The following is a 20886-nucleotide window of genomic DNA, read 5'->3' as shown; positions in this document are numbered from 1 at the left end:
ATGATGCTGTTGCGACAAATTGCCGCCTTCTGCCTGCTTTCGCTCAGCGCCCTGCCGGCGCTGGCCATCAGTGAAAAAGACCTGCTTCCGGTTGACCAGGCCTTCGCCCTGCGCGTTGAGGCCCCGAGCCGCGATCGCATCGAGCTGCGCTGGGACATCGCCCCGGGTTATTACCTTTACCACCACCGCACCAGCGTCAAGACTGGCCCGGGCTTCACCGCCGGCGCCCTGCAGATGCCGCCGGGCGAGAAAAAACACGACGAATTTTTCGGCGACGTGGAGACCTACCACCGCCAACTGCGTTCGGTATTGCCGGGCACCGCCGATGCCGGCGCCACCAGCGTCACCCTCGAAGTCCGCTACCAGGGCTGTGCCGATGCCGGCGTGTGCTATCCGCCGCAGAAACGCACCGTTGAAGTAAGACTGCCCGCCGCCGGTGCCAACGCGGCCCCGGCTGCAGCGGCCGCTCCGGCGGCAGCGCCGATGTTCAACCCCTTGGCCGGCAACGCCGGTGGCGGCCTCAACCTGCCTGGTACGGCCGCCGTGCAAGGCCTGCCGCTGCCGTCGGAAAAGGCATTCGGCTTCGAGGCCATTGTCGACAATGGCAACCGCCTGCTGCTGCGGTTCTCGCCGGCGCCGGGTTATTACCTGTACCGCGACCGCACCTCGCTGGCGCTGGAAGGCGCCGACGGCGTGCGTGCTGGCCGCCCGCAATGGCCGGCCGGCAAGCCCTACCGCGACGAACACTTCGGCAACGTGGTGGTCTACTTCGACCAGGTCGACGTGCCGCTGCCGCTGCGCCGCGACAAGCCCGAGGCCACGCCGGCCACCCTGGTGGTCACCTTCCAGGGCTGCCAGACCGACGGCATCTGCTATCCGCCAATGACCCGCCGGGTACGCTTGTCGTTGCCCGCCGGCAAGGTTTCGCAGAAGGAAAAGGAAGAACTGGCGGTCGCCCCGTTGGTGATTCCGCCGCTGCCAGCTGGCAAGAAGGGCGAAGTCACGCCGATGCCGCTGATCGACCCGGCCAACCCACCGGCACCGCAGCCGTTGGTTGTTCGCCCGGCTGCCGAGGCTGCCAGCCTGGCTGAAGCCGCGCCGGATGCATCGGCCGACAACACCCGCCGCAGCCAGCCGCCGGCAGACACCGCGGGCAGTGGCTCGCTGCTGTGGATCCTGCTGCTGGCCCTGGCCGGCGGCCTGATCCTGAACCTGATGCCCTGCGTCCTGCCGGTGCTGTCACTGAAGGTGCTGGGCGTGGCACAGAGCGGCGAAAGCCGCCAGCACGCGCGCAGCCATGCGCTCTGGTACACGGCCGGGGTGCTGGTCGCATTCACCATGATCGGTGGCCTGGTGCTGGCGCTGCGCGCCGCCGGCCACGCGGCCGGTTGGGGATTCCAGCTGCAGCACCCGTGGTTCATCGCCGCGCTGGTGTATCTGATGTTCGTGGTGGGCCTGAGCCTGTCCGGGCTGTTCACCCTGGGGGGCAACGCCGGCCAGCTCGGCCAGAAACTCGCCAGCCGCAGCGGCCCCAGCGGTGATTTCTTCACCGGCGTGCTTGCCTGCGTAGTGGCCAGCCCCTGCATCGCACCGTTCATGGGCCCGGCCCTGGCCTATGCCTTCACCGCGCCGCCGGCGCTGGCGATGCTGGTGTTCCTGGCACTGGGCCTGGGCCTGGCCTTGCCGTTCCTGCTCATCGGCTTTGTGCCGGCGCTGGCCAAGCGCCTGCCCAAGCCGGGTGCATGGATGGAAACCTTCAAGCACGTAATGGCCTTCCCGATGTACCTCACCGCCATCTGGCTGTTGTGGGTGCTGGGCAAGCAGCGTGGCATCGATGCGATGGGTTTGATGCTGGTCGGCATGACGATGCTGGCGCTGGGCCTGTGGTGGTTCGAGCGCAGCCGCTGGCACAGCCGCACGCTCGGCATGGTGCTGGGCGCGGTGATCGCGCTGCTGGCGCTGGTGCCGGTGTGGGGCGTGACCCGCCTGGCGCCGCCGGGTGCCGCCGTTGCCAGCGAAGGCAGCGTGGCCTACTCGCCGCAGATGCTGGACCGCCTGCGCGCCGACAACCGCGTGGTATTCGTCAACATGACCGCCGACTGGTGCGTCACCTGCAAGGCCAACGAGCGCAACGTGCTGGACCGCGACAAGTTCCGCGACACGCTCAAGCGGGTCAACGCGGTGTACATGCGCGGTGACTGGACCAATGTCGATCCGCAGATCAGCGCCTTCCTGGACCAGCACAAAGCCGTGGGCGTGCCGTTGTACGTGGTCTACGGCCCAGGTGCACCGCCACGCGTGCTGCCGACCGTGCTGACCCAGTCCGTCGCTGAAGACGCGCTGTTGCGCGCGGCACGCTGATGCGTCGCGCCGTGTGGTGGGTGGCGGGTATTGCCGCAGCGGCCGGATTGTCGGCTGGCGCTTGGCTGACCCGCCCCACCTCACCGCCGCTTCCTTCAATGAACGCACCTGCCGCGCCACTTGAATCGGCAACGCCGGTGCAGGGCGTACGGGTCGGCGAGTTGCTGCCGTCCTTCACTCTGCCCGACCTGGATGGGATGCCGGTGCAGTTCCCGGATCGCTTCAAGGGCAAGCCGCTGCTGATCAATGTGTGGGCGAGCTGGTGCGCGCCCTGCATCGAGGAAATGCCGGAGCTGGCGCGCTTTGCCGCGCGTCATGCCGATGATGGCCCGCAGGTGGTTGGCATTGCTCTGGATACGCCAGGGGCGGTGCTGGATTTTCTCGGCAACGTGCCGGTGTATTACCCGATCGTGATCGAGACACCGGGGCCGAATGACGCCAGCGTCAAGCTCGGCAATTCGCAGGGTTTGCTGCCTTACAGCGTGCTGCTTGATGCGCACGGACGCGTGCTCAAGCAGAAGCTGGGGCCGTTCAAAGCAGGCGAGATTGATGCCTGGGTGGCGGATGTGGGGCCAGCCGCAGCGGAGTGAATTCCTGCACTCTGGATGGGCCGTCAAGGTACGGCGCTTCTTGCTTCTTGCTTCTCGCTTCGCGCCTTACCCTCTCCCCAACCCCTCTCCCGGTGGGAGAGGGGCTTCGAGCCGCGGCCGGCGCGCTGCACGGCCCCGCTTGGCTTATTTCTTGAACAACAGCGCCAACACGCTCGGGCGCAGCGCCAGCTTCATCATCTGCCGGAACTCGGCCGGCGTCAGGCTGGTCTTGCACGGCAACATGCCGGCCACGCCGTCCATCACCAGCAAGCCATCCTCGGCCTTCACGTCATTGATGCGCACGTCCAGCTTCATGGCGGGGGTTGCAACCTTCATGCTCAGCCCTCCCAGTTGCCAAGGCCAACGATTTCACGGCCTGCAGCGCGACCGGAAATCATCGCCTCGGTCAGGTACGAACCGTTCTGGTACAGATCGGAGAACATCGAGCCCATCTCACCGGCTTCATACAAGCGCGGAATGTGCTTGCCATCGTGGTCCAGTACTTCGGACTTGATGTTGCGGCGCGCACCACCGCCGGTGCAGACGATCACCGGGTCCACGCGCATGCCATAGAACGGCGCCTGCGCGATCGGGAACAAGGTGTCCGGGTTGCGGCCGAAGTCCGCATCGTTCTTTGCTGCACACGCCGCGTTGTAACGTTCCACTTCAGCGCGCAGCTTGGCCGGGTCGCGGTTGATCTTCACTGCCAGCTCTTCCAGCGTGTCGGCCTTCTGGATCCAGCCCTTCTCCACTTCCACCGAGTTGTCCTCGGACCACTTGTAGCCGCGCACCACCGGGTTCCAGCTCATTACCTCCACCACCAGCTTGTTGTACTGGCAGGTGATGGCGTCAAAGATCATGTGCACCGGCTGCGCACGGTAATGCGGGGTGTCCACCCAATGGCCGTGCTTCTTTTCCTTGTAATGGGTGAGCTGCAACTCGGCGGTTTCGTTGTAGAAACGCTCGGTGTTTGCATCCACTTCAATCCAGCTGAAGCTCTGCCAGAAGAAGTTGCGCAGGAAGCCGTTGACGAAACCTTCCGGTTTGAAGCCCGGCCAGATGCCGCCCGACTGGCCCTGGTTGCGCATATGCCACAAATCGGCGCCGGCTTTCTGCAGGATCTTGATGCCGTCGCCGGTGTTGTGCGGCGTACCCAGCGGTGCCGGGTTGGCAAGACCGAAATAGTTGCGCTGCATGTCCAGGTTGGCTTCAAAGCCACCGGTGGCCATCACCACGCCCTTGTTGGCACGGATGGCCACGCGCTGGCCGTTCTGCTCGGCGATGACGCCGAACACTTCCAGCGTGTCCGGGTCCTGCACCAGATCCTTGAGCGGCGATTCATAGGCAATCTGGATGCGCGGGCGCAGGCGGATGTTCTCGCGGAACGCCAGGTACACACCGGACGGAATCGGCAGGATGGTGGCGGTGCAATGCACGGCTTCGCGCGCGCCGAACTCCGGGAACTCCAGCACCGCATCGCGCTCGGAGAAACCGGTGCCATGAATGAACTGGGCGCCGGCCTGGGCCGCACGTTCCTGGATCCACGGTTCCAGCGCTTCCATCGCCTCGGACCACGGCACCAGCATGTCTTCCGGGATCGGGTTGGCCACGCTCATCTTGCGCTGGTATTCGGCCAGCACCTTGGCGTTCTTGGTGATCAGCAGCGACTGGCCAGCCACGCGGCTGTTGCCGCCGGTCTCGGCCTCATTGGCCTTTTCCAGGATGAGGATGGACAGGTTCGGGTCCAGATCGTGCGCCTCGATGGCGGCACACATCGACGCCAGGCCAAAGCCGGCGATGACGAGGTCGTACTGCTGGTCCCACTGTTTGACGGCGTTGCGACTGGCCATGGTTCCCCTCCCGGGAGATTGCGATCAGCCGACTATCAGCGCCCGGCCCCGGCAACCGCCAACCAATTCGCGTACGATCCACAACCATTGGTTGTTACCGCGTGCCGCCATGGATCTCCGCCAGCTCCGCTATTTCCTGTCCGTGGTTGAACACGGCAGTTTCACCCGCGCTGCTGGGGCGACCGGCCGCACCCAGCAGGCGCTGAGCAAGGGCATCCAGGCGCTGGAACAGCAGCTGGGCGCGCGCCTGTTCGAGCGCGGCAGCCGCGAAGCCCGGCTTACCGATGTCGGCCGCCTGCTGATGGAACACGCCCAGCCCGCCCATGACGCCGTGCGCCGCTTCGAGGACCGCCTGCAGGAGCTGCAGACCGGCGCCGAGGGCCAGGTCCGCATCGGCACCGGCCCGAGCACGGCCGGCTCGCTGGTCGCCCCGGCGGTGCTGGCGCTGCGCCGGCACTGGCCGAAAATCGGCATCCACGTCAGTGGCGGCATCCTGCCCGAGCTGTTACCCAACCTGCTGGCGCGCGAACTGGATGCGGTGGTCACCCTGCACACCTTTGGCGACGGCGACCCGGACCCGCGCATCAAGAGCGAAGTGCTGATGCACGACGAGTACCGCGTACTGGCCAGCGTGCGCCACCCGCTGGCGCGGCAACGCGATATCAGCCCGGCACAACTACTGGAACAGGCCTGGATCTTCGGCCGGCGCTTGGGCGCGGTGGAAGCCGCGTTCCGCCAACGCTTCCATGAGGCCGGCCTGGAACCACCGCTCAACACCATGGAAAGCGGCTCGCCGGAATTCATGCGCGCGATGATCCGCGACGGCGGCTACCTCACCTTGTTGCCCAGCCGTTTGGCACAGGCCGAGTTGCTTGCCGGGCATTGGGTAAAACTGGACGCGCCGGGGTTTGCCTGGCAGCGACCAGTGATGGTTTACACCCGTGATGGCGAACCGCAGAGCGCGCCGCTCGCACGTTTTCTGCAGGCATTGAGGAATGCGGCGGAGTTGGCGCGGACGCGGGAAGTGGAATAGGCGTCAGCGTCAAACCTGACGGAAAGTCCCAGTAGCTCAGGTGGGCTATTCAAACTTGGGCACTGGGCGAATGGCTCCGATCAAAGCGCCGAAGATGCCATTACCCCGTTAGCGCATGAGTGTATTCACTATCACCGATTGGAACTGCTGTTTGCTAGCCACTCTCTGACTCGGCTTATGCAATGCCACAGAACATTGATCGCGCAGGTACATCTCCTTGTTCAAAACAACAGAAAGATGCGCAATACTCAGCATTACACCGCTCCCGCGCGGTCTACATAAGAGTTAGCGTCTATGCCAGACATAACGTGGACGTCGATACTGACAAGCAGCGTCATTGCGGCTGTGATTGGCGGCCTGCTAGGCGGCTTGGTCACGCTGCGCGTCGCGCGCAACCAGTACATCAACGACTACTACAAGCTTGTCGTCAAAAAGCGAATCGACGCATATGAGCACGTTGAAGATCTGATCACGCAGTTAAAGACCAGCCTAGCTGACGATCAGGACCGCAAGGTCTATCACTTTCTCTTTGCGGAGGGGGATGTCAGCCGGGCGCATAAAGCCCTCTTCCTTATCTCTGCCCAGTCAATGTGGCTCACTGACGAACTTGTAGACGAAACCGTGAAGCTCAATCGGCTTCTCTATCAATGCCCATCCCACCCGGCGGCAGCCATTGCGTTCGCCAAGGAACACTACCAGACTATCGCGGAAGCTCGCACACGCTTGGAAAGGCTGCACGCAAGAGATTTTGTCGTGCTTCACGAGGTCCGGCGGTTTCTCAAAACGAAACGACCAAGCGACTCATATGGCGCTCTTCCGGATAGGCGCTAATTACTCGTCCAAGCCGACGTCGCTCCGCGGCGCGGCTTAATTCAGGTGTTAGGTGCAACACGGATGCTTAGCCAAATTTCTGATACCTGGCAGTTCAATTTCTGGCTAGGTCTCGCCAGTCTTTGCGCTGGTTTAGTGGTCATTTCGCCCTGCCTGTTGTTCCCCACTTTGCGTCGCCGGATACTGCAGGCCGAGCTGGATATCGAGGGCGTGGGATTGATCGCACTGGCAGTCGCTATCGTTGCCATTGGATGCTACAACTACTTCAGTGGCACTGGTGGCGCCTAACAGTTCATTCCGCCTAGTCCGCTTCGCGGCGCGGCTTAAATATCCAGAACTAGGTGCCATGTCAAAATTAATCCTGATAATTGGACTAGTTATTTTGACGGCATGTAGTGAATCACCAAGTTCGGAGAGTCACAAAAATTCGCGCGGCGAGGCGCTTCCGGCGGCTCCTCCAGGCCCAGACTTCCGGGACTTGCTGGACGGAAAATGCCTTGCCAATAACATCAATCCTGTCGCGCTCAATGACTATGAGAGCTGCTTTGTCACCGAGCTATCCAAACAATGCAGCCCAGCGAACGATTGTCTCATAAGCTGCCTGGTTTCGGGTCAAGCGCGTCAGATCGGCGGCGGCTGTTGGCATGCGTGTTTCCAGGGAATCGTCAGCTACAACGCATATCATGAGCCGGCTCAGGCTGCCCGGTGCAGATTGCTGGATCCATATCAAACACCGCACAATTCATTCAAACCGAGACCGTTGCTCGGCTCGCCCTAATGCGGGCGTCAGGCATCAGAGGACAAATCTATGCGGGTTGACCTAGCCCTCTTTGACGGTGACGAAATGCTGACCCGAGGCACGTTCCGCATCGGCGCCGCCGAACTCGTAGATTCGCTCCCTGTGTTCAACATCACTCACAGGCTCGGGCCCGAGGTAGCGGACATTGTTCTTTCGGAGTTTCCTCCACATGTTGACCTCAAAACAATCACCCTTAAGATGCCAATCCATGAGTCCTCTGATTGGGAGTCAATCGACATGGGCAGGTACTCACTGGCGTTTTGGTGTCGACTGATGCCTGATGATTCCTTCAAGCCAACGCCGCCTCGCGGCAAGGCTCAACTCACGCCTTAGGAGACACACATGCAATCGGGAAGCTGTCATTGCGGAGCAGTGAAGTTCACCGCTCAAGGTGAGATTGACCAAGCCATTGAATGCAACTGCTCACATTGCAGCATCAAGGGACTCTTGTTCTGGTTCGTGCCGCGCGAAGCGTTTGCGGTCACATCAGGAGCAGACAAACTCACGACCTACACATTCAATACGCACAACATCCTCCACCAGTTCTGCTCGGTTTGTGGCTGCCAGGCCTTCGGCCTTGGGACCAAGCCTGACGGAACCAAGATGGCTGCAATCAATGTTCGCTGCGTGGATGGAATCGACCTGACGGAGCTCAAGCGCGTCCCGGTAAATGGCAAGGAGTTCTAGTGCGCAACAGCTGACATTTCGCTCATGTCGAACCCGCCGCAAGCTGCGGCTTGATTCCAGAGCTGGAACCAACACACACCTCATCGTTCAAGGAAGATAGATACGTGCGGATTTTTCCCTTTGCGCTCTTTTTCGCCATCGCTGGTATTGCTGGCTGCAACCGTCCCGTGAGTCCTGCTGAATTGAACGAGACCTGTGTTAGACGCCTCGGCGACCGGGCCAGCGTGACACCGGAGCGCGCAAGCAGATTTTGCTCGTGCTTTCTTGAGGCATCCCTAAAGAAAGTATCCGCAAAAACCCTTGCGCATGAATTCGAAACGGGAAGTAGCGAAATCTTCAAGAAGACCTTGCGTCCAGAGTTTGAGCAGTGCAAATCAGCCATGAGCGGTGGGTCCTGACAATACGTTCAGGCCGACGCCACGCCCCGAAGCCACACAGTGCCATTCCCTAGCACTTTCCGCCGCACCAGCACCCAATCGCCCCGCTACGAATTTGGCTCAGCTTGGGCATCAGGTGGTTCAATCAAATTTTTACAAAGGACGTAATTCCCATGATTGAAAAGCGCATTTACAAGTTATTGTCATTGGCATTTCTTCTGCTATGCATGGGCGCCTGGTCTTACAGAACATCACTATTTGAGATATATGACGCCGCTGCGGAAAGGAACGTGCAGCTCGACGCAGCGCATTCGGCCAAGACGTAAGTTATTGAAGATTTTGGCACCGCTCGACAGGTCGATCCAACCGAACATGCCGTGCGGTTCGGCTGGATCTAGACACCAACAAGCACAGCAAGCTGCCTGCGATATGGTAATGCGAGAGCAGCGACTCGGCAGCGGCGCGTACGCTCCACCCTTCGAGCATTCTGCAACCCACTGATGGCGATCATTTCAACAGATGCAAGCACGAGAAAGGCCACAGGCGTGAGCCTCGGCGATCGGCTATGTTACGAACCCTTTCCCTACTTGCTTTCAAGCGCCGACGCATGCAAGCGACTTCGATGATTGTTCGGAACCGGCGGTGGTTCAACTGCATCGCGTTGTCCGTCGCGCTATTGAGCGCGGGATGCATGGGTAAGAACGTCCCGGCGAAAGATCTGGCCCATAGTGACGGAATCGCATCGTCCTCTGGTCAAATTGGGATTCCGAGCTCAGCATCGGCTACTTCTGGAACATCGTCAGCGGCAACCGCCTGAAGAGCCTCTACTACGCGCATCATGGCGGTGTTCCCCGCTCGCAGTGCTACATCTACATCATGCCGAAATATGATCTTGGCATCTTCGTCATCACCAACCAGAGTGGCGACCAGACCGCACATGCCATGGAAGCAGCTATCGATGCGCTGGTAGAGAGAATCGCCACGCGGGAGAAGCTTTCTGCTCATGGGCTGCCCCGATAGCGTCTACCAGCGTTGGCCTGCTCGCCGTTCGGCGCTGTCCTTCATGCGTAAGCGCGCCACCCAACAATCACTTAAGCCGGGCTGCTTCATCGGCGGGCTCAGTTCCTGCATTGGATACCAACGTCATGGCTAAAAAATCCATTCAAGACCTTCTGGATGACGTCCGCCTGCTTGGCGAGGAGCAATTCTCTTTGCTCGAATCTGTCCGCGCGCTTGTAAAGAAAGCCATCCCGGCAGTGACCGAGGAGGTCAAGTACGGCGGCATTATCTTCAGCTCAGGGCAGTCGTTCTGTGGGGTCTTTGCCTATAAGCACCACGTCTCGGTCGAGTTCGGCAGCGGCGCCAGGATCCCGGACACGCTAGGCCACCTTGAAGGTGCAGGCAAAGGCCGGCGGCACATCAAGCTGCATTCGGCAAAGGACATCAACACCAAACAGCTGGCTCACTACCTTCCGCTGGCCCTGGAGGCAGCAAGAGGTGCGGCCTGACCATGCTAAAGCAATCCGCAGATTGCGATCTGGCCCAGCGCCAACCCTGGAGGGCGCATGGCAAGCACTCGTCATCTGAAAGGCATCTCCCGCTCACTCGGCGAAACCTTCATCAGCCGCAACAATGACCTTGCCGGCTATTGCGCACCGCATGACCCAAACATCGAGAGCCGAAGCACTCGGGCCAACGCTCTCCCACGCCGCGGTGTCTTGGCAGATGAGATCAACACAGCGGGACAGTAAACTTGCTACACCCACATCAAACCCCAATAGAAGAGTCATCCATGAAAGGAATCATCACCACCACCCTCGTCGCAGCGTCCCTGCTTGCGCTGCCCGGCATGGCTGCGCAGAGCAATCTGATTGAACGCAGCTGGGTGAAGGTCGACGAGAACCATGCGGAACTGGAGCACGCCGGTCGCGGCTATGCGCTGGATACCTACATCGTGATGTTTCAGCAGCCGTACTACATCCATGTCCGCAGCAAGGACAAGCAACCGCTTGAGGCCGCCGAGTTGGTGGAGATGGCCAGCGAGTACATCAAGCCGCGCGGTTGCACGCAGCCGTTGGAGCGGCGCAGCGATCTGGATCGAAGCAGCGCCGACAACTCCGAGCTTGTGCTCGGCTTCCAGTGCTGAGCAGGTCCTGCAGCCCGCCACTCAATCATCAGATACAAGCCTGCCGCTGACCTCGGTCAGCGGCACTCCGTTGGCGGTATACATCGCCCAACCTCGACGCTTCGGTGCCTTGCATGTTTGAACTCTTCGCCGTCCCCATCCTGATGACGCTGCTGGTGCTGCTCGCAGCCATTGCGCTGTTCAAGTTTCGGGCGCGCTTTGCGAATTGGCCGATCCTGTATCGCGTGGTGCTTTCGGCACTGATCGCGTCGTTTGCCCCCACCTTTTTGGTGGCCGGCCACGGCGGGGTTCCGCTTCCCACCATCACCGGGCTCGTTCTCACGCTCATGCAGATGGAGTGGCTGGGTGACGTTTGACTATCGATCATGGGGGTTGGGTCGAACAACATGGGAATCTACCTTCCTCCTTTCCTCGTCTGCTTCGCGTTTAGCCTGCTCCTGGCCTGCAGCACATTCCGCAATCGCGTGCCCGCCATAAAGCCTTCGCAGCCCTGGTGAGCTGCCCTGGGCTTCCCTGAGCCCATCACCGAAACCACGATCTGGCCGGGCGCAGCCTTTGCCCTGAAACGCTGTGCCCGTTCCGGATTCGCGCTTCCGAAGCCGCCATAATCAGCCCCCTCTTTCGCCTATTCATATTTATGGGAGCTTCGATGACAAAGGCCTGTCTGCTCGCGCTGGCAACCACGCTTGCCTGTTTTGCTCTGCCCTCGGCGCAGGCCCAGGCTGTGTACAAGTGCACCGGCCCCAAGGGTGAGACCAGCTACCAGTCCATCCCCTGCAGCGAAGGCGAAACCTCGTTGCGCCGTTACGCGACACCCTCGGCCTCCAACCCGACCCAGGCTATCTCCGCCGCCCCGGCCGGCCCGGGCCAGCAGCGTGTGCAGGTGCGTTACACCACCACTGCGGCCAACGAGAAGTGCGATAGCGCCAAGGCCCTGCGCACTGCAGCGCTGGGAGCGGCCGGCGCGCAGGCAAGCGCCGAAATGCGCGGCAACCTGGACCAGCAGGTCGACGCCGCCTGCCGTTGATGTACGCTGGCGCCGCGTGGTTCGCGGCCTGACCGAAGCCGTTGAGCCAGCAACCGCTCCCGATGTCGCCGCTGCCTTGCCTACCCGTGCAGGAGAGTCCGTGAGCCACTCCTTCAAGAGAACACTGATCCTCGCGCTGCTCCTGCCCTTCTGCGCCGTCGCCCAGGGCGAGCCCGCGCTGAAGGTCGACAGCGCTCAGGTCGTCGGCCTGACCGCCTTGCTGGAAGCACAGCCAAGGCATCCGGAGGCAACCAGCATCCGCGCCTTGCTGCTTGAGTGGGAGGACAGCACCAACGACGCAGTGGATTACGTCTGCCCGGATGTGTTGGCACCGGTACCTGGCAAGGGCATAGCAAATGGCCCCGAGCTGTTGGCGCAGTTCATTTTTGGCAGTGCGGCCTTCCAGGTGGCCAATCCATCGCAGAAGGGCGCGCTGCAGCCCTCCCAGCTCGCCGGCATGCGCAGCATGCTCAAGGCCTACAAGGTCTTGCTCGCCGCCGACGCCAATGCCCGCATTCCCCGCTTTGATGCGCTGGCGGCGATGGATGCGCAAGGCACGCTGCCGGCATACCTTGAGCCGATAGTGACGTTGAGTTGCAGATGATGCTTTCGCTGCGTTCAAACGCGCAGCGTACGTTCGTGACCAAACCCGCTGACACAACGTCAATCCTATCCGCACGCTCTTCCTTCATCGCCGTGCACGCTTTCAAGCTTCGTTCGCGCATCGATCTTGATCTCACAACTAATTTCGAGCCGTGACCGCACTGCGTGCATCATTCGCTCACAACCACCCAAGCCAGACAAGCATGAACCTGCAGATCCGCCATGAAACAGCCAATGACAGCGCCGCCATTGAAGCGGTGACCATCGCCGCGTTCGCACACGCCGCGTACAGCAGCCATACCGAGCAGTTCATCGTGGCCGCGCTGCGCCGCGAAGGGCAACTCAGCGTTTCCCTGGTTGCCGAAAGCGCCGGTGTCGTTGTTGGCCATGTCGCTGCATCGCCGGTCACCATCAACGATGCCCACGTTGGCTGGTATGGCTTGGGCCCGGTTTCGGTAATTCCGTCACTGCAGGGCCAAGGCATTGGCACGCAGCTGGTGGATTCCGCGCTTGATCTGCTTCGTCGGCACGGCGCGTCAGGCTGCGTGGTGTTGGGGGAGCCCGCTTATTACCGACGGTTTGGTTTCGAAGCGACGCCTTCGCTGGTGCTGCCGGACGTACCCGCCGAGTATTTCCAGGCCCTTTCGTTTGACGGCACGCTGCCACAGGGAATGGTTGCCTATCACGCCGCGTTCTCCGCGCAGGAATAAGCTGCGTATTGCGCCGGCCAGCGGTTGCGAATAAAGGAAAACGCTCGTGACCGAAGGCTCTCACCTGACCCGCAACTCGGCCGGCACTTCCGGACTGCGCCTGCTTGCCGGCGGTCGTATTCGTTGGCAGAGTGATGCCGCTTCACTCATCCGATCAGCGCAGATCTGACGGACTTGCTCCCCACGCTCACAGGAAGGATCCCAGGATGCGCAGCACTCGCTCACACATCACCGCCAGCAGCAACGTGCCGCAACCCTCGCAGTTGCGGCGCGGCGTACCTGCGCTGCTCGGCATACTGCTCGCCTGCCTGCTGGTGGCCTGCGGCAAGCCGGTGCCTGCAGACAAACAGGCCTATATCGGCAGCTGGGAATCTGAAACCACCTCGCTGCTTATCGACGCCAGCGGCCGTGTGGTCTACGAACACCAGCCCAGCCCGTCGACAAGCAAGTCTCTGGATGCGCCCATCAAGGCCTATGAAGGCAACGATTTCATCGCCGGGGTTGGCCCATTGACCACGCGCTTCGTGGTGTCGGTGCCGCCGCACCAGGTTGACGGCAGCTGGAAAATGACCGTCGATGGTCAGGAACTCACGCGTCGTTGAGCCCGCAGGCTGACGATCATCACGGCAGCGTCGCTGCCCTCCTGACATCAAGGTTCACATGATCCGCTCGTTGACTATCGCCCTGCTGCTTTCACCCGCCATCGTCTGGGCAGCGCCGCAAGCGCGGCCGGATCATCAGCAGGTCTACAACGACTGCCTTGCAGAAGCCGGCGGCATCAACAACGGCACAGTTGATGCGTGCTCCAGCGCTGCCTCCGACAGCGCCAAGGCGGAGATGACCCGCTTGTACCGCACGCTTTACAGCCGGCTGCTGGCCGAGAACGCGGAGGATGCCGCACAACTGGAGCGGGCACAGAAGGCCTGGCTGGTATACCGCGACCTGCACTGCCAGCTTGCCGGTTCCTACGTGGGTTCACCGATGTATTCGTTCTGCCCGATGCAGTTGAACATCAGCCGGGTAAGCGAACTGCGTGAACTGGTTGGGGAGTCTCCGTCTCCATAGTCGCGCGGTAGAGACGTTTGATAGCCCTGCCGAGCATGGCTCGGCACTACATGTTGGTTCTTTGGGCTTGGCAGATCGCATCACCGTAGCCCGGGTAAGCGCAGCGCACCCGGGAAGCAGCTGGCCGATGATGTTACCGAATGCGTGCCAACAACCCCGGGTGCGCTGCGCTTACCCGGGCTACCTTTTGTTCGGCTTTTCACTCAGCCCTTTCAGGGCAGGTCTGGACGCAGGACGCTACCGAGGCACCTGCGTAAAAGCATTGCGCCATACTCCGCTTTCATCACTCCACCATCCGCCAAGGCCAGCCCATGTCCGACCCGTACAACTCGTCCTCACCACGCTCGGCGGCAGCCGCTGTTCTCAACGATTCGATGATCACCACTGCGCTGGAACTGCCGGGTTATCGCGCCGTGCGCAACCTCGGCCTGGTGCGCGGCATCACCGTGCGTTCGCGTTCCATCGTGGGCAACTTCCTGGGTGGGCTGCAGACCATTTTTGGCGGCAACATCACCATCTATACGGAGCTGTGCGAGCAGGCCCGTGATGAGACCTACCGCGACATGGTGACCCACGCCCGCCAGCTGGGCGCCAACGCGATCATCGGCGTGCGCTACGACGCCACCGAGTTGATGACCGGGCTCACCGAGGTGCTTTGCTATGGCACCGCCGTGGTTGTCGAGCCGCAGCCGCGCTGAGCACAGCGATGGAGCGCGCTGTCCCCCTGCCGATGATGCCCACAGAAACGTCGCTGGCAGCAGCGCCTGCTCGCGCATGAGCAATCAGATGCGAGCCTGCGTGCTGGCGCAGCTTGTTGGCATCGGCGTAATTGTGCCCACCATGCTGGTGGCGCTGTTCTACAGCGTGCCCGGTGTGATGTTTGCACTGGAGTCACTCCAGGCTGGTGAGCATGTGGCTGACGCCGTCCAGCTTTTGCTGTGCATTGCCGGCGGCTGGCTGGGCATCGTCGCGTTATGGCGCGCATATGCAGTGCTGAGCAGCGATCAATTGGTCTTCAACAAGACCTTGGTCTGGATCGGCTTCAGCTGTGGCTGCCTGGTGTCGCTGCTGCTGATCGGGAATACAAACGGATCGCTGCTTTTCCGGATTCTGTTTTTCGGCTGGCCACTGCTTGGCGTCGCCGTGTTCACTCCGCTGCTGACGCGTTGCCGCCAAGGCGAGCGCTCAGCGCCGCATGCCTGATCAATCGCCCAACCCGAGCCAGCGTCACCATGCCACGCAACGTGCTTTTCATCTGCAGCCAGAATCGCCTGCGCAGCCCAACCGGCGAGCAGGTGTTCGCCGACTGGCCCGGCATCGAGACGCAATCGGCCGGGCTGGGCAACGATGCCAACACGCCGGTATCGCCCGAACTGCTGCACTGGGCAGACCTGATCTTCGTGATGGGAAAAGCGCATCGCAACAAGCTGTCGAAGAAGTTCCGGGCGCACCTGGATGGCAAGCGCGTGATCTGCCTGGATATCCCGGATGACTACGACTATATGGACCCGGTCTTGGTGCGGCTGCTCAAGCACAAGGTGACCCGCTTCCTGCCTGTGGCTTGAGCAGGGCATATCGCGCGGGGTACTCGGGCCAGGCGGAATACCTGCGGCAGCCAGCAACGCTGATCTCGCCGCCCTCTCCCCAACCCCTCTCCCGTGAAGGGAGAGGGGCTTTGGTTCCACGGGCGCTGACAATGCGCTGCAGACGCCTGGATCGCCCCAGCGAAGGGTCCGGGACGGTCCTTCGCTGAGAAAATCGCGCCAGTCACAGCCTGCCGGAACCGTGCGAAACGCACCCTGCAGCGCTAGCTGACTCAGGGAACAGTTGCAAAATGCAAATCATTCGCATTTAATTTCGCACTAACATTGCCGCCCGCCTGAGCGCAGTCATGCCCCGCACCGGAAGCGGGCAACGCCCCGCACGTGGCTAATCCCCTGCTTTCTTCCGTTCAGGCCCACTCATGCACCGCAACCGCACCTCCCTCCGCCCGGCCATTGCCGCAGGCGTTTCGTTCCCGTCCCGGCTCACCCGCCGCCGCCTGCAAGCGGCCATCTGCCTGGCTCTGTTCAGCAGCTGCGGTGCCGTGCTGGCGGCGCCACAGGCCGCCACTGGCAGCGCTTCCGGCGTGGAAAATGACACCGCTACCCAACTGGATACGGTGCGGGTGGTGTCCCAGCGTGCCAACCGGGTCAGCAATGGCGCCACCAACCTGGACCTGGACATCAAGGAAACCCCGCAGTCGATCAGCGTGGTCAGCGGCGAGCAGATGCAGCAGTTCGGCATCGACAACCTCAACGATGCGCTGCGCCTGGCCACCGGCATCCAGGTGGAGGAGTGGGAAACCAACCGCACCAACTACGTGGCGCGCGGCTTCGACATCAAGAACACCCAGATTGACGGCGTCGGCCTGCCCAACGACTGGGGCATCGTCACCGGTGCGATGGACGCCTACGGCTACGAGAAGCTGGAAGTCATCCGCGGCGCCAATGGCCTGCTCACCGGCGTGGGCAACGCCTCGGGCACCATCAACTATGTGCGCAAGCGCCCCACCAACGAGGCCAAGGGCCAGCTGGGCGTTAGCGTGGGTTCCTGGGGCAAGCGCCGCATTGAGGTGGATTACGCCACCCCGTTCACCGACGACGGCCGCTGGGCCGGGCGGGTGGTGGCCGCGCACGAAGACGGCGACTCCTATCTGCGCGGCTTCAACACCGACCGCAACTTCCTGTACGGCGTGGTCGATGGCCAGATAGGTGACAACGGCACCTTGACCCTTGGCTATTCGTGGCAGAAGGCCAACAGCGACCAGAACATGTGGGGCGCGCTGACCTTCGTCAACGCCGACGGCAGCCAGGCCTCCTGGCGACGCAGCGCGTCCACCACCCAGGATTGGACGTATTGGGATACCAAGACCGAAACCGCGTTCGCCGAATACACCCATCAGCTCGGTGCGGATTGGCAGGTCAAGGCCTCGTACAACTACCGCAAGATCGGCAGCGATGACCAGCTGTTCTTCGCCTACACCACCACCGGCCTGGATCCGCTTACCGGCGAAGGACTGGTGGGTTGGTCGTACAAGGGCATCGACGAAGGCAGCTCGCATCTGGGCGACATCACCGTAAATGGCCGCTTCCAGTTGTTCGGGCGCGAGCAGGAAGCCATGTTCGGTTTCAGCATCGCCAAGAGCGCGGAGACCACCTGGGATCACCCGGTGGATGGCAGCGATCCCTCGTTCGGTGCGTTGCCGGCATTCCCGTATGCAGGCAACGTCATCGCCGAACCGCAATGGGGCGCGCGCACCAAGGCCAGCTGGACCAACCAGCGCCTGAAGCGCGGCTACGGCGCCACCCGCTTGAGCTTTACCGATCGGCTCAAGGCCGTGGTCGGCGTCAACTGGGCCGAGTATCACCGCGACGGCAACAACGGTGTGACCTTCAGCCAGACAGAGGACAACGTCAGCCCGTACGCCGGCCTGACCTGGGACTTCAACGACAGCGTGCTGGGTTATGTCAGTTACTCCGACATCTACCAGCCGCAGGATCAGTACGACATCAAGCACGTCTACCTGGATCCGACCAAGGGCGTGAACTACGAAGTCGGCGTCAAGGCCGAATGGCTGGACCGGCGCCTGCTGACCACGCTGGCCTTGTTCAAGGCAAAGCAGGAAAACCTGTCCACCTATGGCGGCTATGACTTCGCTACAGCCAACTACTGGTATTACGGCGTGGACGTGGAGTCCAAGGGTGTCGAGTTCGAAGCCACCGGCAAGCTCAGCGACAACACCAACCTTGTACTTGGTTACACGCAGTTGAAGATGAGCAACCAGGACGGCGGCAGCACCTATACCTGGGTACCGCGCCGCACTGCCAACCTGATGCTGACCTCACGCCTGCCAGGTTATGAGGCGCTGTCATTCGGTCTGGGCGGGCGCTGGCAGAGCGATACCTCCACCAAGGAGAGCTACACCAACATGGTGGTCCGCCAGGGCAGCTACGCGGTGCTCAACGCCTTCGTAGCATGGGACGTAATGCCCAATGCCACGGTGCGCGCCAACATCAACAACCTTGCCGATCAGAAGTACATCAACAGCCTGTATCAGATTGGTTATTACGGCGCGCCGCGCAACTACCAGTTGAGTTTTGACTGGCGGTTCTGAGTGCGGCTGATGGCAATACGGCCGTAGGTTGGCTTTTGCTTTTTGGCTTTTGCTTTTTGGCTTTTGCTTTTTGGCTTTTGCTTTTTGGCTTTTGCTTTTTGGCTTTTGCTTTTGAGCTTTTGGCTTTTGCTCCATCCCCTCTCCCCTTGCGGGAGAGGGTGCCCAACGGGCGGGAGAGGGGTAGCACTTCACGGCCAACCTTGCCCACTCCCTGAGCCTCCCCCTCTCACCAACCCCTCTCCCGCAGGGAGAGGGGCTGCAAACACCGCTTCACCCTTCATCGATACCTGAGACCACCCCACGCCATGTCCCAACCCTCCACCCTCGCTGCTCCATCCCGCTCACGCCGCCGGCAGATCGTGCTGCGCGTGCTGATGGCCATGCTCGGCGGCTACGTCTTTGCCTGGGGCACGGTGGCGCTGGCAACCTGCCTGTTGTTCGCGGCCAAGCTGGACTTCCACGATGCCGAGTTCCTCGGCGCCTTCATCGGCCTGCTCGCCTATGTGCTGGTGTTCCTGTGGAGCATCGCAAGCAGACAACTGCTGCGGGTGGGCATCGTATTGCTTGGTGGCGGCCTGCTGATGGCGGGGCTGGCCTCGCTCGTGCAAACCCTGTTGGTGTGAACGGAGAACCCCATGTTCAATAGTTTCCGGCAAGCCATGGCGTGGCTGCATACCTGGTTCGGCCTGGTGCTCGGCTTCGTGCTGATGGCAGCGTTCTTCTTCGGCGCGCTGTCCGTGTTCGATCGGGAAATCGATCGCTGGGCCATTCCCGCCACGCGCATCCAGCCGCAGGCCATGCCCTCTTTCGAAAAAGTGCTGCAACCGGCCTTCGAGCGCATGCAGCCGAACAAGGAAGCCATCGAGGCGATGCGCCCACGCGTCAACGGGCCAATGCCGACACACTTCGACAAGGTCGCCAGCTGGAGTGCCTACACCACCCACCGCGATCCTGTCCTGGCCTTGTATGCCGGCTACCAGGTGCCCAACGCCAAGGACCCGGAAGAACTCATCTGGGCCTACGCCACCATCGATCCACGCGATGGCAGCGTGCTGCCCGATGACCGTCTGAAGATCGGCAGCGGCTTTTTCTTCCCGCTGCACTATGGACTGACCCTGGACTGGAAAAACCTGGGCATCTGGATCGTCGGCTTCTCCGCGTTGGTCATGCTGGCCGCGCTGATCAGCGGCGTGGTGATGCACCGCAAGCTGTTCCGCGAGTTTTTCACCTTCCGCCCTGGCAAGGCGCGGCTGCGCAGCGTGCTGGACCTGCACAACCTCACCGGCGTGGTGGCATTGCCGTTCCACTTCTTCTTCGCGCTCACCGGCCTGCTGATCTTTGCCGGCACCTATTATTTCCCGGTCGGCCACACCCAGCTGCACGATCTGCATGACCTGCACGAACGCACCGAGGCGCAGGAAACCGGCCTGCCACACCAGCGCGCCGGGGTTGCCGCAGGGCTGGCATCGGTCGATGCGATGGTCGCGCAGGCACAACAGCGCTGGCAGGCCAACGACAAGGCCGGTGATGTCGGCTTCCTGGTGCTGCAACACGTGGGCGATGCCAACGGTTACGTCAGTGTCTATCGTGCCGGCACCGACCGCATCGCACTGGTCGGCGACGGCATCCACTTCAATGCGGCCAACGGCAAGTTGATCCGTGAGGACCCGGCCGCAACGCCGGTGGCACGCATGAGCGAGTTCCTCACCGGCCTGCACCTGCAGCACTTCCGCCATTGGCTGCTGCGCTGGCTGTACGTGCTCGGCGGCCTGGCCGGGGCGGTGTGCATTGCTACCGGCTTTGTCTTCTTCGTCGAGAAGCGCAAGCGCCAGCACGCGCTGCAAGGCAGCCAGGGCGCGCGCATCGTGGATGCGTTGGCGGTGACCACGGTAACCGGCATGGTGCTGGCCACGCTCGGCATCCTGATTGCCAACCGCCTGCTACCCGACGCCCTGCCCGGCCGGGGTGATTGGGAACGTTATGCGTTCTGGGCAGTGTGGGCGCTGGCGCTGGTGCATGCCGGCATACGCGGCGCACCTGTGGCGCGTGGGCTGACCAACCCGGCATGGCGCGAGCAGACCTGGGCCATCGCGGTATTGGCCGTGGTGGCGGTTGCACTGAACTGGATCACCACCGGCGACCACCTGCTGCGCACCTTGTCGCAAGGCTACTGGCCTGTAGCCGGCATCGACCTGTTCCTGCTCGGCACTGCAGCCGTGGCGATGATTACCGCGCGCAAGCTCGGCCAGCGCGCGCATGCCAAGCAGCTGAGCCACAGCCAGAATGAGAACGCCCATGCATGACTCACTCTCCGCCAACCTGATGCTCACAGGCGCGCTGTTGCTCGGCTTCTGCGGCATGGCCTGGCTGGCGTTGTCGATGCAGGCACATGCCCAGCAGGTGTGGCAACGCCAACCCTCGCCCGCGGTCCTGCGCCTGCTGCGTATCCTGGGCGGCTGCAGCATCGGCGCCGCGCTGGTGCTGTGCCTGAGCGTGGACCACGCAACCATGGCGGTGCTGGTATGGGTCATGGCCTTGAGCGGTGGCGCGTTGTTGGTGGCGTTCACCTTGTCGTCGCGGCCACAGCGCCTGCGTGTTCTGGCACCGTGGATCAGCTAGGCGTGCGAGTCGCTCACGGCATGCTGCGATTG

25 protein-coding genes are annotated in these 20886 nt (G+C 62.1%); 22 read left to right on the top strand and 3 right to left on the bottom strand.

Annotated elements, in window-relative coordinates:
• Together ABE493_RS10570 and ABE493_RS10565 are read left to right on the top strand one after the other, a co-directional pair.
• Window positions 1-2361 carry a protein-disulfide reductase DsbD family protein gene (locus ABE493_RS10570; protein WP_346498879.1) on the top strand — a complete coding sequence of 787 codons (2361 nt, stop codon included), beginning with the start codon at window positions 1-3 and terminating at the stop codon, window positions 2359-2361.
• Complete coding sequence (locus tag ABE493_RS10565; protein ID WP_346498878.1) at window positions 2361-2951, top strand: TlpA disulfide reductase family protein; 591 nt, start codon at window positions 2361-2363, stop codon at window positions 2949-2951. The genes ABE493_RS10570 and ABE493_RS10565 overlap by 1 nt, the downstream gene beginning before the upstream one ends.
• A 144-nt stretch (window positions 2952-3095) precedes the next feature.
• Here the strand turns inward: ABE493_RS10565 and ABE493_RS10560 are convergent, their stop codons facing one another.
• Together ABE493_RS10560 and ABE493_RS10555 are read right to left on the bottom strand one after the other, a co-directional pair.
• The gene (locus ABE493_RS10560; protein ID WP_057626798.1) at window positions 3096-3287 is read right to left on the bottom strand and encodes a hypothetical protein; all 192 of its coding nucleotides are present in this window, start codon (window positions 3285-3287) and stop codon (window positions 3096-3098) included.
• A gap of 2 nt (window positions 3288-3289) precedes the next feature.
• Window positions 3290-4801 (bottom strand): FAD-dependent oxidoreductase, encoded by a 1512-nt coding sequence (locus ABE493_RS10555; RefSeq protein ID WP_346498877.1) that lies wholly within the window; start codon window positions 4799-4801, stop codon window positions 3290-3292.
• A gap of 109 nt (window positions 4802-4910) precedes the next feature.
• On the opposite strand from ABE493_RS10555, the gene ABE493_RS10550 reads away from it, so the two are divergent.
• The 4 genes from ABE493_RS10550 to ABE493_RS10535 all read left to right on the top strand — a co-directional run bounded on the left by ABE493_RS10550 (window position 4911) and on the right by ABE493_RS10535 (window position 8151).
• Window positions 4911-5834 (top strand): LysR family transcriptional regulator, encoded by a 924-nt coding sequence (locus ABE493_RS10550; protein WP_346498876.1) that lies wholly within the window; start codon window positions 4911-4913, stop codon window positions 5832-5834.
• A 294-nt stretch (window positions 5835-6128) separates the two neighbouring features.
• Window positions 6129-6665 (top strand): hypothetical protein, encoded by a 537-nt coding sequence (locus ABE493_RS10545; RefSeq protein ID WP_346498875.1) that lies wholly within the window; start codon window positions 6129-6131, stop codon window positions 6663-6665.
• Between the two features lie 63 nt (window positions 6666-6728).
• Entirely contained in the window at window positions 6729-6953 is a 225-nt protein-coding gene (locus ABE493_RS10540) for a hypothetical protein (RefSeq protein ID WP_346498874.1), read from the top strand.
• Window positions 6954-7806: 853 nt separating this feature from the next.
• Complete coding sequence (locus ABE493_RS10535; RefSeq protein WP_346498873.1) at window positions 7807-8151, top strand: GFA family protein; 345 nt, start codon at window positions 7807-7809, stop codon at window positions 8149-8151.
• A gap of 1130 nt (window positions 8152-9281) precedes the next feature.
• On the opposite strand, the gene ABE493_RS10530 is transcribed toward ABE493_RS10535, so the two are convergent.
• Window positions 9282-9533: a hypothetical protein gene (locus ABE493_RS10530; protein WP_346498872.1), complete on the bottom strand. Its 252-nt coding sequence runs from the start codon at window positions 9531-9533 to the stop codon at window positions 9282-9284.
• 140 nt (window positions 9534-9673) lie between these two features.
• Here ABE493_RS10530 and ABE493_RS10525 point away from each other — a divergent pair, with 140 nt between their 5' ends.
• The 16 genes from ABE493_RS10525 to ABE493_RS10450 all read left to right on the top strand — a co-directional run bounded on the left by ABE493_RS10525 (window position 9674) and on the right by ABE493_RS10450 (window position 20854).
• The gene (locus tag ABE493_RS10525; protein WP_346498871.1) at window positions 9674-10036 is read left to right on the top strand and encodes a DUF1801 domain-containing protein; all 363 of its coding nucleotides are present in this window, start codon (window positions 9674-9676) and stop codon (window positions 10034-10036) included.
• A 284-nt stretch (window positions 10037-10320) separates the two neighbouring features.
• A complete protein-coding gene (locus ABE493_RS10520) occupies window positions 10321-10674 on the top strand; it encodes a hypothetical protein (RefSeq protein WP_346498870.1) in 354 nt (117 codons plus the stop codon).
• Window positions 10675-10787: 113 nt separating this feature from the next.
• Window positions 10788-11030 carry a hypothetical protein gene (locus tag ABE493_RS10515; RefSeq protein WP_346498869.1) on the top strand — a complete coding sequence of 81 codons (243 nt, stop codon included), beginning with the start codon at window positions 10788-10790 and terminating at the stop codon, window positions 11028-11030.
• A gap of 293 nt (window positions 11031-11323) precedes the next feature.
• Window positions 11324-11701 (top strand): DUF4124 domain-containing protein, encoded by a 378-nt coding sequence (locus ABE493_RS10510; RefSeq protein WP_346498868.1) that lies wholly within the window; start codon window positions 11324-11326, stop codon window positions 11699-11701.
• A 100-nt stretch (window positions 11702-11801) separates the two neighbouring features.
• Complete coding sequence (locus ABE493_RS10505) at window positions 11802-12305, top strand: hypothetical protein (RefSeq protein ID WP_346498867.1); 504 nt, start codon at window positions 11802-11804, stop codon at window positions 12303-12305.
• 202 nt (window positions 12306-12507) lie between these two features.
• Window positions 12508-13014 carry a GNAT family N-acetyltransferase gene (locus tag ABE493_RS10500; RefSeq protein ID WP_346498866.1) on the top strand — a complete coding sequence of 169 codons (507 nt, stop codon included), beginning with the start codon at window positions 12508-12510 and terminating at the stop codon, window positions 13012-13014.
• 46 nt (window positions 13015-13060) lie between these two features.
• Window positions 13061-13183, top strand: a complete 123-nt coding sequence (locus ABE493_RS10495) for a hypothetical protein (RefSeq protein WP_346498865.1) — start codon at window positions 13061-13063, stop codon at window positions 13181-13183.
• A 37-nt stretch (window positions 13184-13220) separates the two neighbouring features.
• On the top strand, window positions 13221-13616 hold the full coding sequence (locus ABE493_RS10490) for a hypothetical protein (protein WP_346498864.1): 396 nt from the start codon (window positions 13221-13223) through the stop codon (window positions 13614-13616).
• 58 nt (window positions 13617-13674) lie between these two features.
• Window positions 13675-14079 (top strand): lysozyme inhibitor LprI family protein, encoded by a 405-nt coding sequence (locus ABE493_RS10485; RefSeq protein ID WP_346498863.1) that lies wholly within the window; start codon window positions 13675-13677, stop codon window positions 14077-14079.
• A gap of 311 nt (window positions 14080-14390) precedes the next feature.
• Window positions 14391-14777, top strand: coding sequence for a YbjQ family protein (locus ABE493_RS10480; RefSeq protein WP_346498862.1), 387 nt, complete (start codon window positions 14391-14393; stop codon window positions 14775-14777).
• 76 nt (window positions 14778-14853) lie between these two features.
• The gene (locus tag ABE493_RS10475) at window positions 14854-15282 is read left to right on the top strand and encodes a hypothetical protein (RefSeq protein WP_346498861.1); all 429 of its coding nucleotides are present in this window, start codon (window positions 14854-14856) and stop codon (window positions 15280-15282) included.
• A 29-nt stretch (window positions 15283-15311) separates the two neighbouring features.
• Window positions 15312-15644, top strand: coding sequence for a low molecular weight protein tyrosine phosphatase family protein (locus ABE493_RS10470; protein WP_346498860.1), 333 nt, complete (start codon window positions 15312-15314; stop codon window positions 15642-15644).
• A 398-nt stretch (window positions 15645-16042) separates the two neighbouring features.
• The gene (locus ABE493_RS10465) at window positions 16043-18235 is read left to right on the top strand and encodes a TonB-dependent siderophore receptor (protein WP_346498859.1); all 2193 of its coding nucleotides are present in this window, start codon (window positions 16043-16045) and stop codon (window positions 18233-18235) included.
• Between the two features lie 305 nt (window positions 18236-18540).
• On the top strand, window positions 18541-18858 hold the full coding sequence (locus tag ABE493_RS10460) for an iron uptake protein (RefSeq protein ID WP_346498858.1): 318 nt from the start codon (window positions 18541-18543) through the stop codon (window positions 18856-18858).
• A gap of 12 nt (window positions 18859-18870) precedes the next feature.
• Window positions 18871-20538, top strand: coding sequence for a PepSY-associated TM helix domain-containing protein (locus ABE493_RS10455; protein WP_346498857.1), 1668 nt, complete (start codon window positions 18871-18873; stop codon window positions 20536-20538).
• Window positions 20531-20854: a DUF3325 domain-containing protein gene (locus ABE493_RS10450; protein ID WP_346498856.1), complete on the top strand. Its 324-nt coding sequence runs from the start codon at window positions 20531-20533 to the stop codon at window positions 20852-20854. The genes ABE493_RS10455 and ABE493_RS10450 overlap by 8 nt, the downstream gene beginning before the upstream one ends.
• Window positions 20855-20886 lie beyond the last annotated feature (32 nt).

Source organism: Stenotrophomonas terrae (assembly GCF_039674165.1).
GTDB classification, from domain to species: Bacteria; Pseudomonadota; Gammaproteobacteria; order Xanthomonadales; family Xanthomonadaceae; genus Stenotrophomonas; species Stenotrophomonas terrae_A.
Note: the sequence above shows the minus strand (reverse complement) of the source record. Positions and strands in the feature narration are given on the sequence as shown.

Coding starts and splice junctions, on each gene's coding strand:
- ABE493_RS10570 (WP_346498879.1), top strand. CDS start 1: ATGATGCTGTTGCGACAAATTGCCGCCTTCTGCCTGCTTTCGCTCAGC.
- ABE493_RS10565 (WP_346498878.1), top strand. CDS start 2,361: ATGCGTCGCGCCGTGTGGTGGGTGGCGGGTATTGCCGCAGCGGCCGGA.
- ABE493_RS10560 (WP_057626798.1), bottom strand. CDS start 3,287: ATGAAGGTTGCAACCCCCGCCATGAAGCTGGACGTGCGCATCAATGAC.
- ABE493_RS10555 (WP_346498877.1), bottom strand. CDS start 4,801: ATGGCCAGTCGCAACGCCGTCAAACAGTGGGACCAGCAGTACGACCTC.
- ABE493_RS10550 (WP_346498876.1), top strand. CDS start 4,911: ATGGATCTCCGCCAGCTCCGCTATTTCCTGTCCGTGGTTGAACACGGC.
- ABE493_RS10545 (WP_346498875.1), top strand. CDS start 6,129: ATGCCAGACATAACGTGGACGTCGATACTGACAAGCAGCGTCATTGCG.
- ABE493_RS10540 (WP_346498874.1), top strand. CDS start 6,729: ATGCTTAGCCAAATTTCTGATACCTGGCAGTTCAATTTCTGGCTAGGT.
- ABE493_RS10535 (WP_346498873.1), top strand. CDS start 7,807: ATGCAATCGGGAAGCTGTCATTGCGGAGCAGTGAAGTTCACCGCTCAA.
- ABE493_RS10530 (WP_346498872.1), bottom strand. CDS start 9,533: ATGAGCAGAAAGCTTCTCCCGCGTGGCGATTCTCTCTACCAGCGCATC.
- ABE493_RS10525 (WP_346498871.1), top strand. CDS start 9,674: ATGGCTAAAAAATCCATTCAAGACCTTCTGGATGACGTCCGCCTGCTT.
- ABE493_RS10520 (WP_346498870.1), top strand. CDS start 10,321: ATGAAAGGAATCATCACCACCACCCTCGTCGCAGCGTCCCTGCTTGCG.
- ABE493_RS10515 (WP_346498869.1), top strand. CDS start 10,788: ATGTTTGAACTCTTCGCCGTCCCCATCCTGATGACGCTGCTGGTGCTG.
- ABE493_RS10510 (WP_346498868.1), top strand. CDS start 11,324: ATGACAAAGGCCTGTCTGCTCGCGCTGGCAACCACGCTTGCCTGTTTT.
- ABE493_RS10500 (WP_346498866.1), top strand. CDS start 12,508: ATGAACCTGCAGATCCGCCATGAAACAGCCAATGACAGCGCCGCCATT.
- ABE493_RS10490 (WP_346498864.1), top strand. CDS start 13,221: ATGCGCAGCACTCGCTCACACATCACCGCCAGCAGCAACGTGCCGCAA.
- ABE493_RS10485 (WP_346498863.1), top strand. CDS start 13,675: ATGATCCGCTCGTTGACTATCGCCCTGCTGCTTTCACCCGCCATCGTC.
- ABE493_RS10480 (WP_346498862.1), top strand. CDS start 14,391: ATGTCCGACCCGTACAACTCGTCCTCACCACGCTCGGCGGCAGCCGCT.
- ABE493_RS10475 (WP_346498861.1), top strand. CDS start 14,854: ATGAGCAATCAGATGCGAGCCTGCGTGCTGGCGCAGCTTGTTGGCATC.
- ABE493_RS10470 (WP_346498860.1), top strand. CDS start 15,312: ATGCCACGCAACGTGCTTTTCATCTGCAGCCAGAATCGCCTGCGCAGC.
- ABE493_RS10465 (WP_346498859.1), top strand. CDS start 16,043: ATGCACCGCAACCGCACCTCCCTCCGCCCGGCCATTGCCGCAGGCGTT.
- ABE493_RS10460 (WP_346498858.1), top strand. CDS start 18,541: ATGTCCCAACCCTCCACCCTCGCTGCTCCATCCCGCTCACGCCGCCGG.
- ABE493_RS10455 (WP_346498857.1), top strand. CDS start 18,871: ATGTTCAATAGTTTCCGGCAAGCCATGGCGTGGCTGCATACCTGGTTC.
- ABE493_RS10450 (WP_346498856.1), top strand. CDS start 20,531: ATGCATGACTCACTCTCCGCCAACCTGATGCTCACAGGCGCGCTGTTG.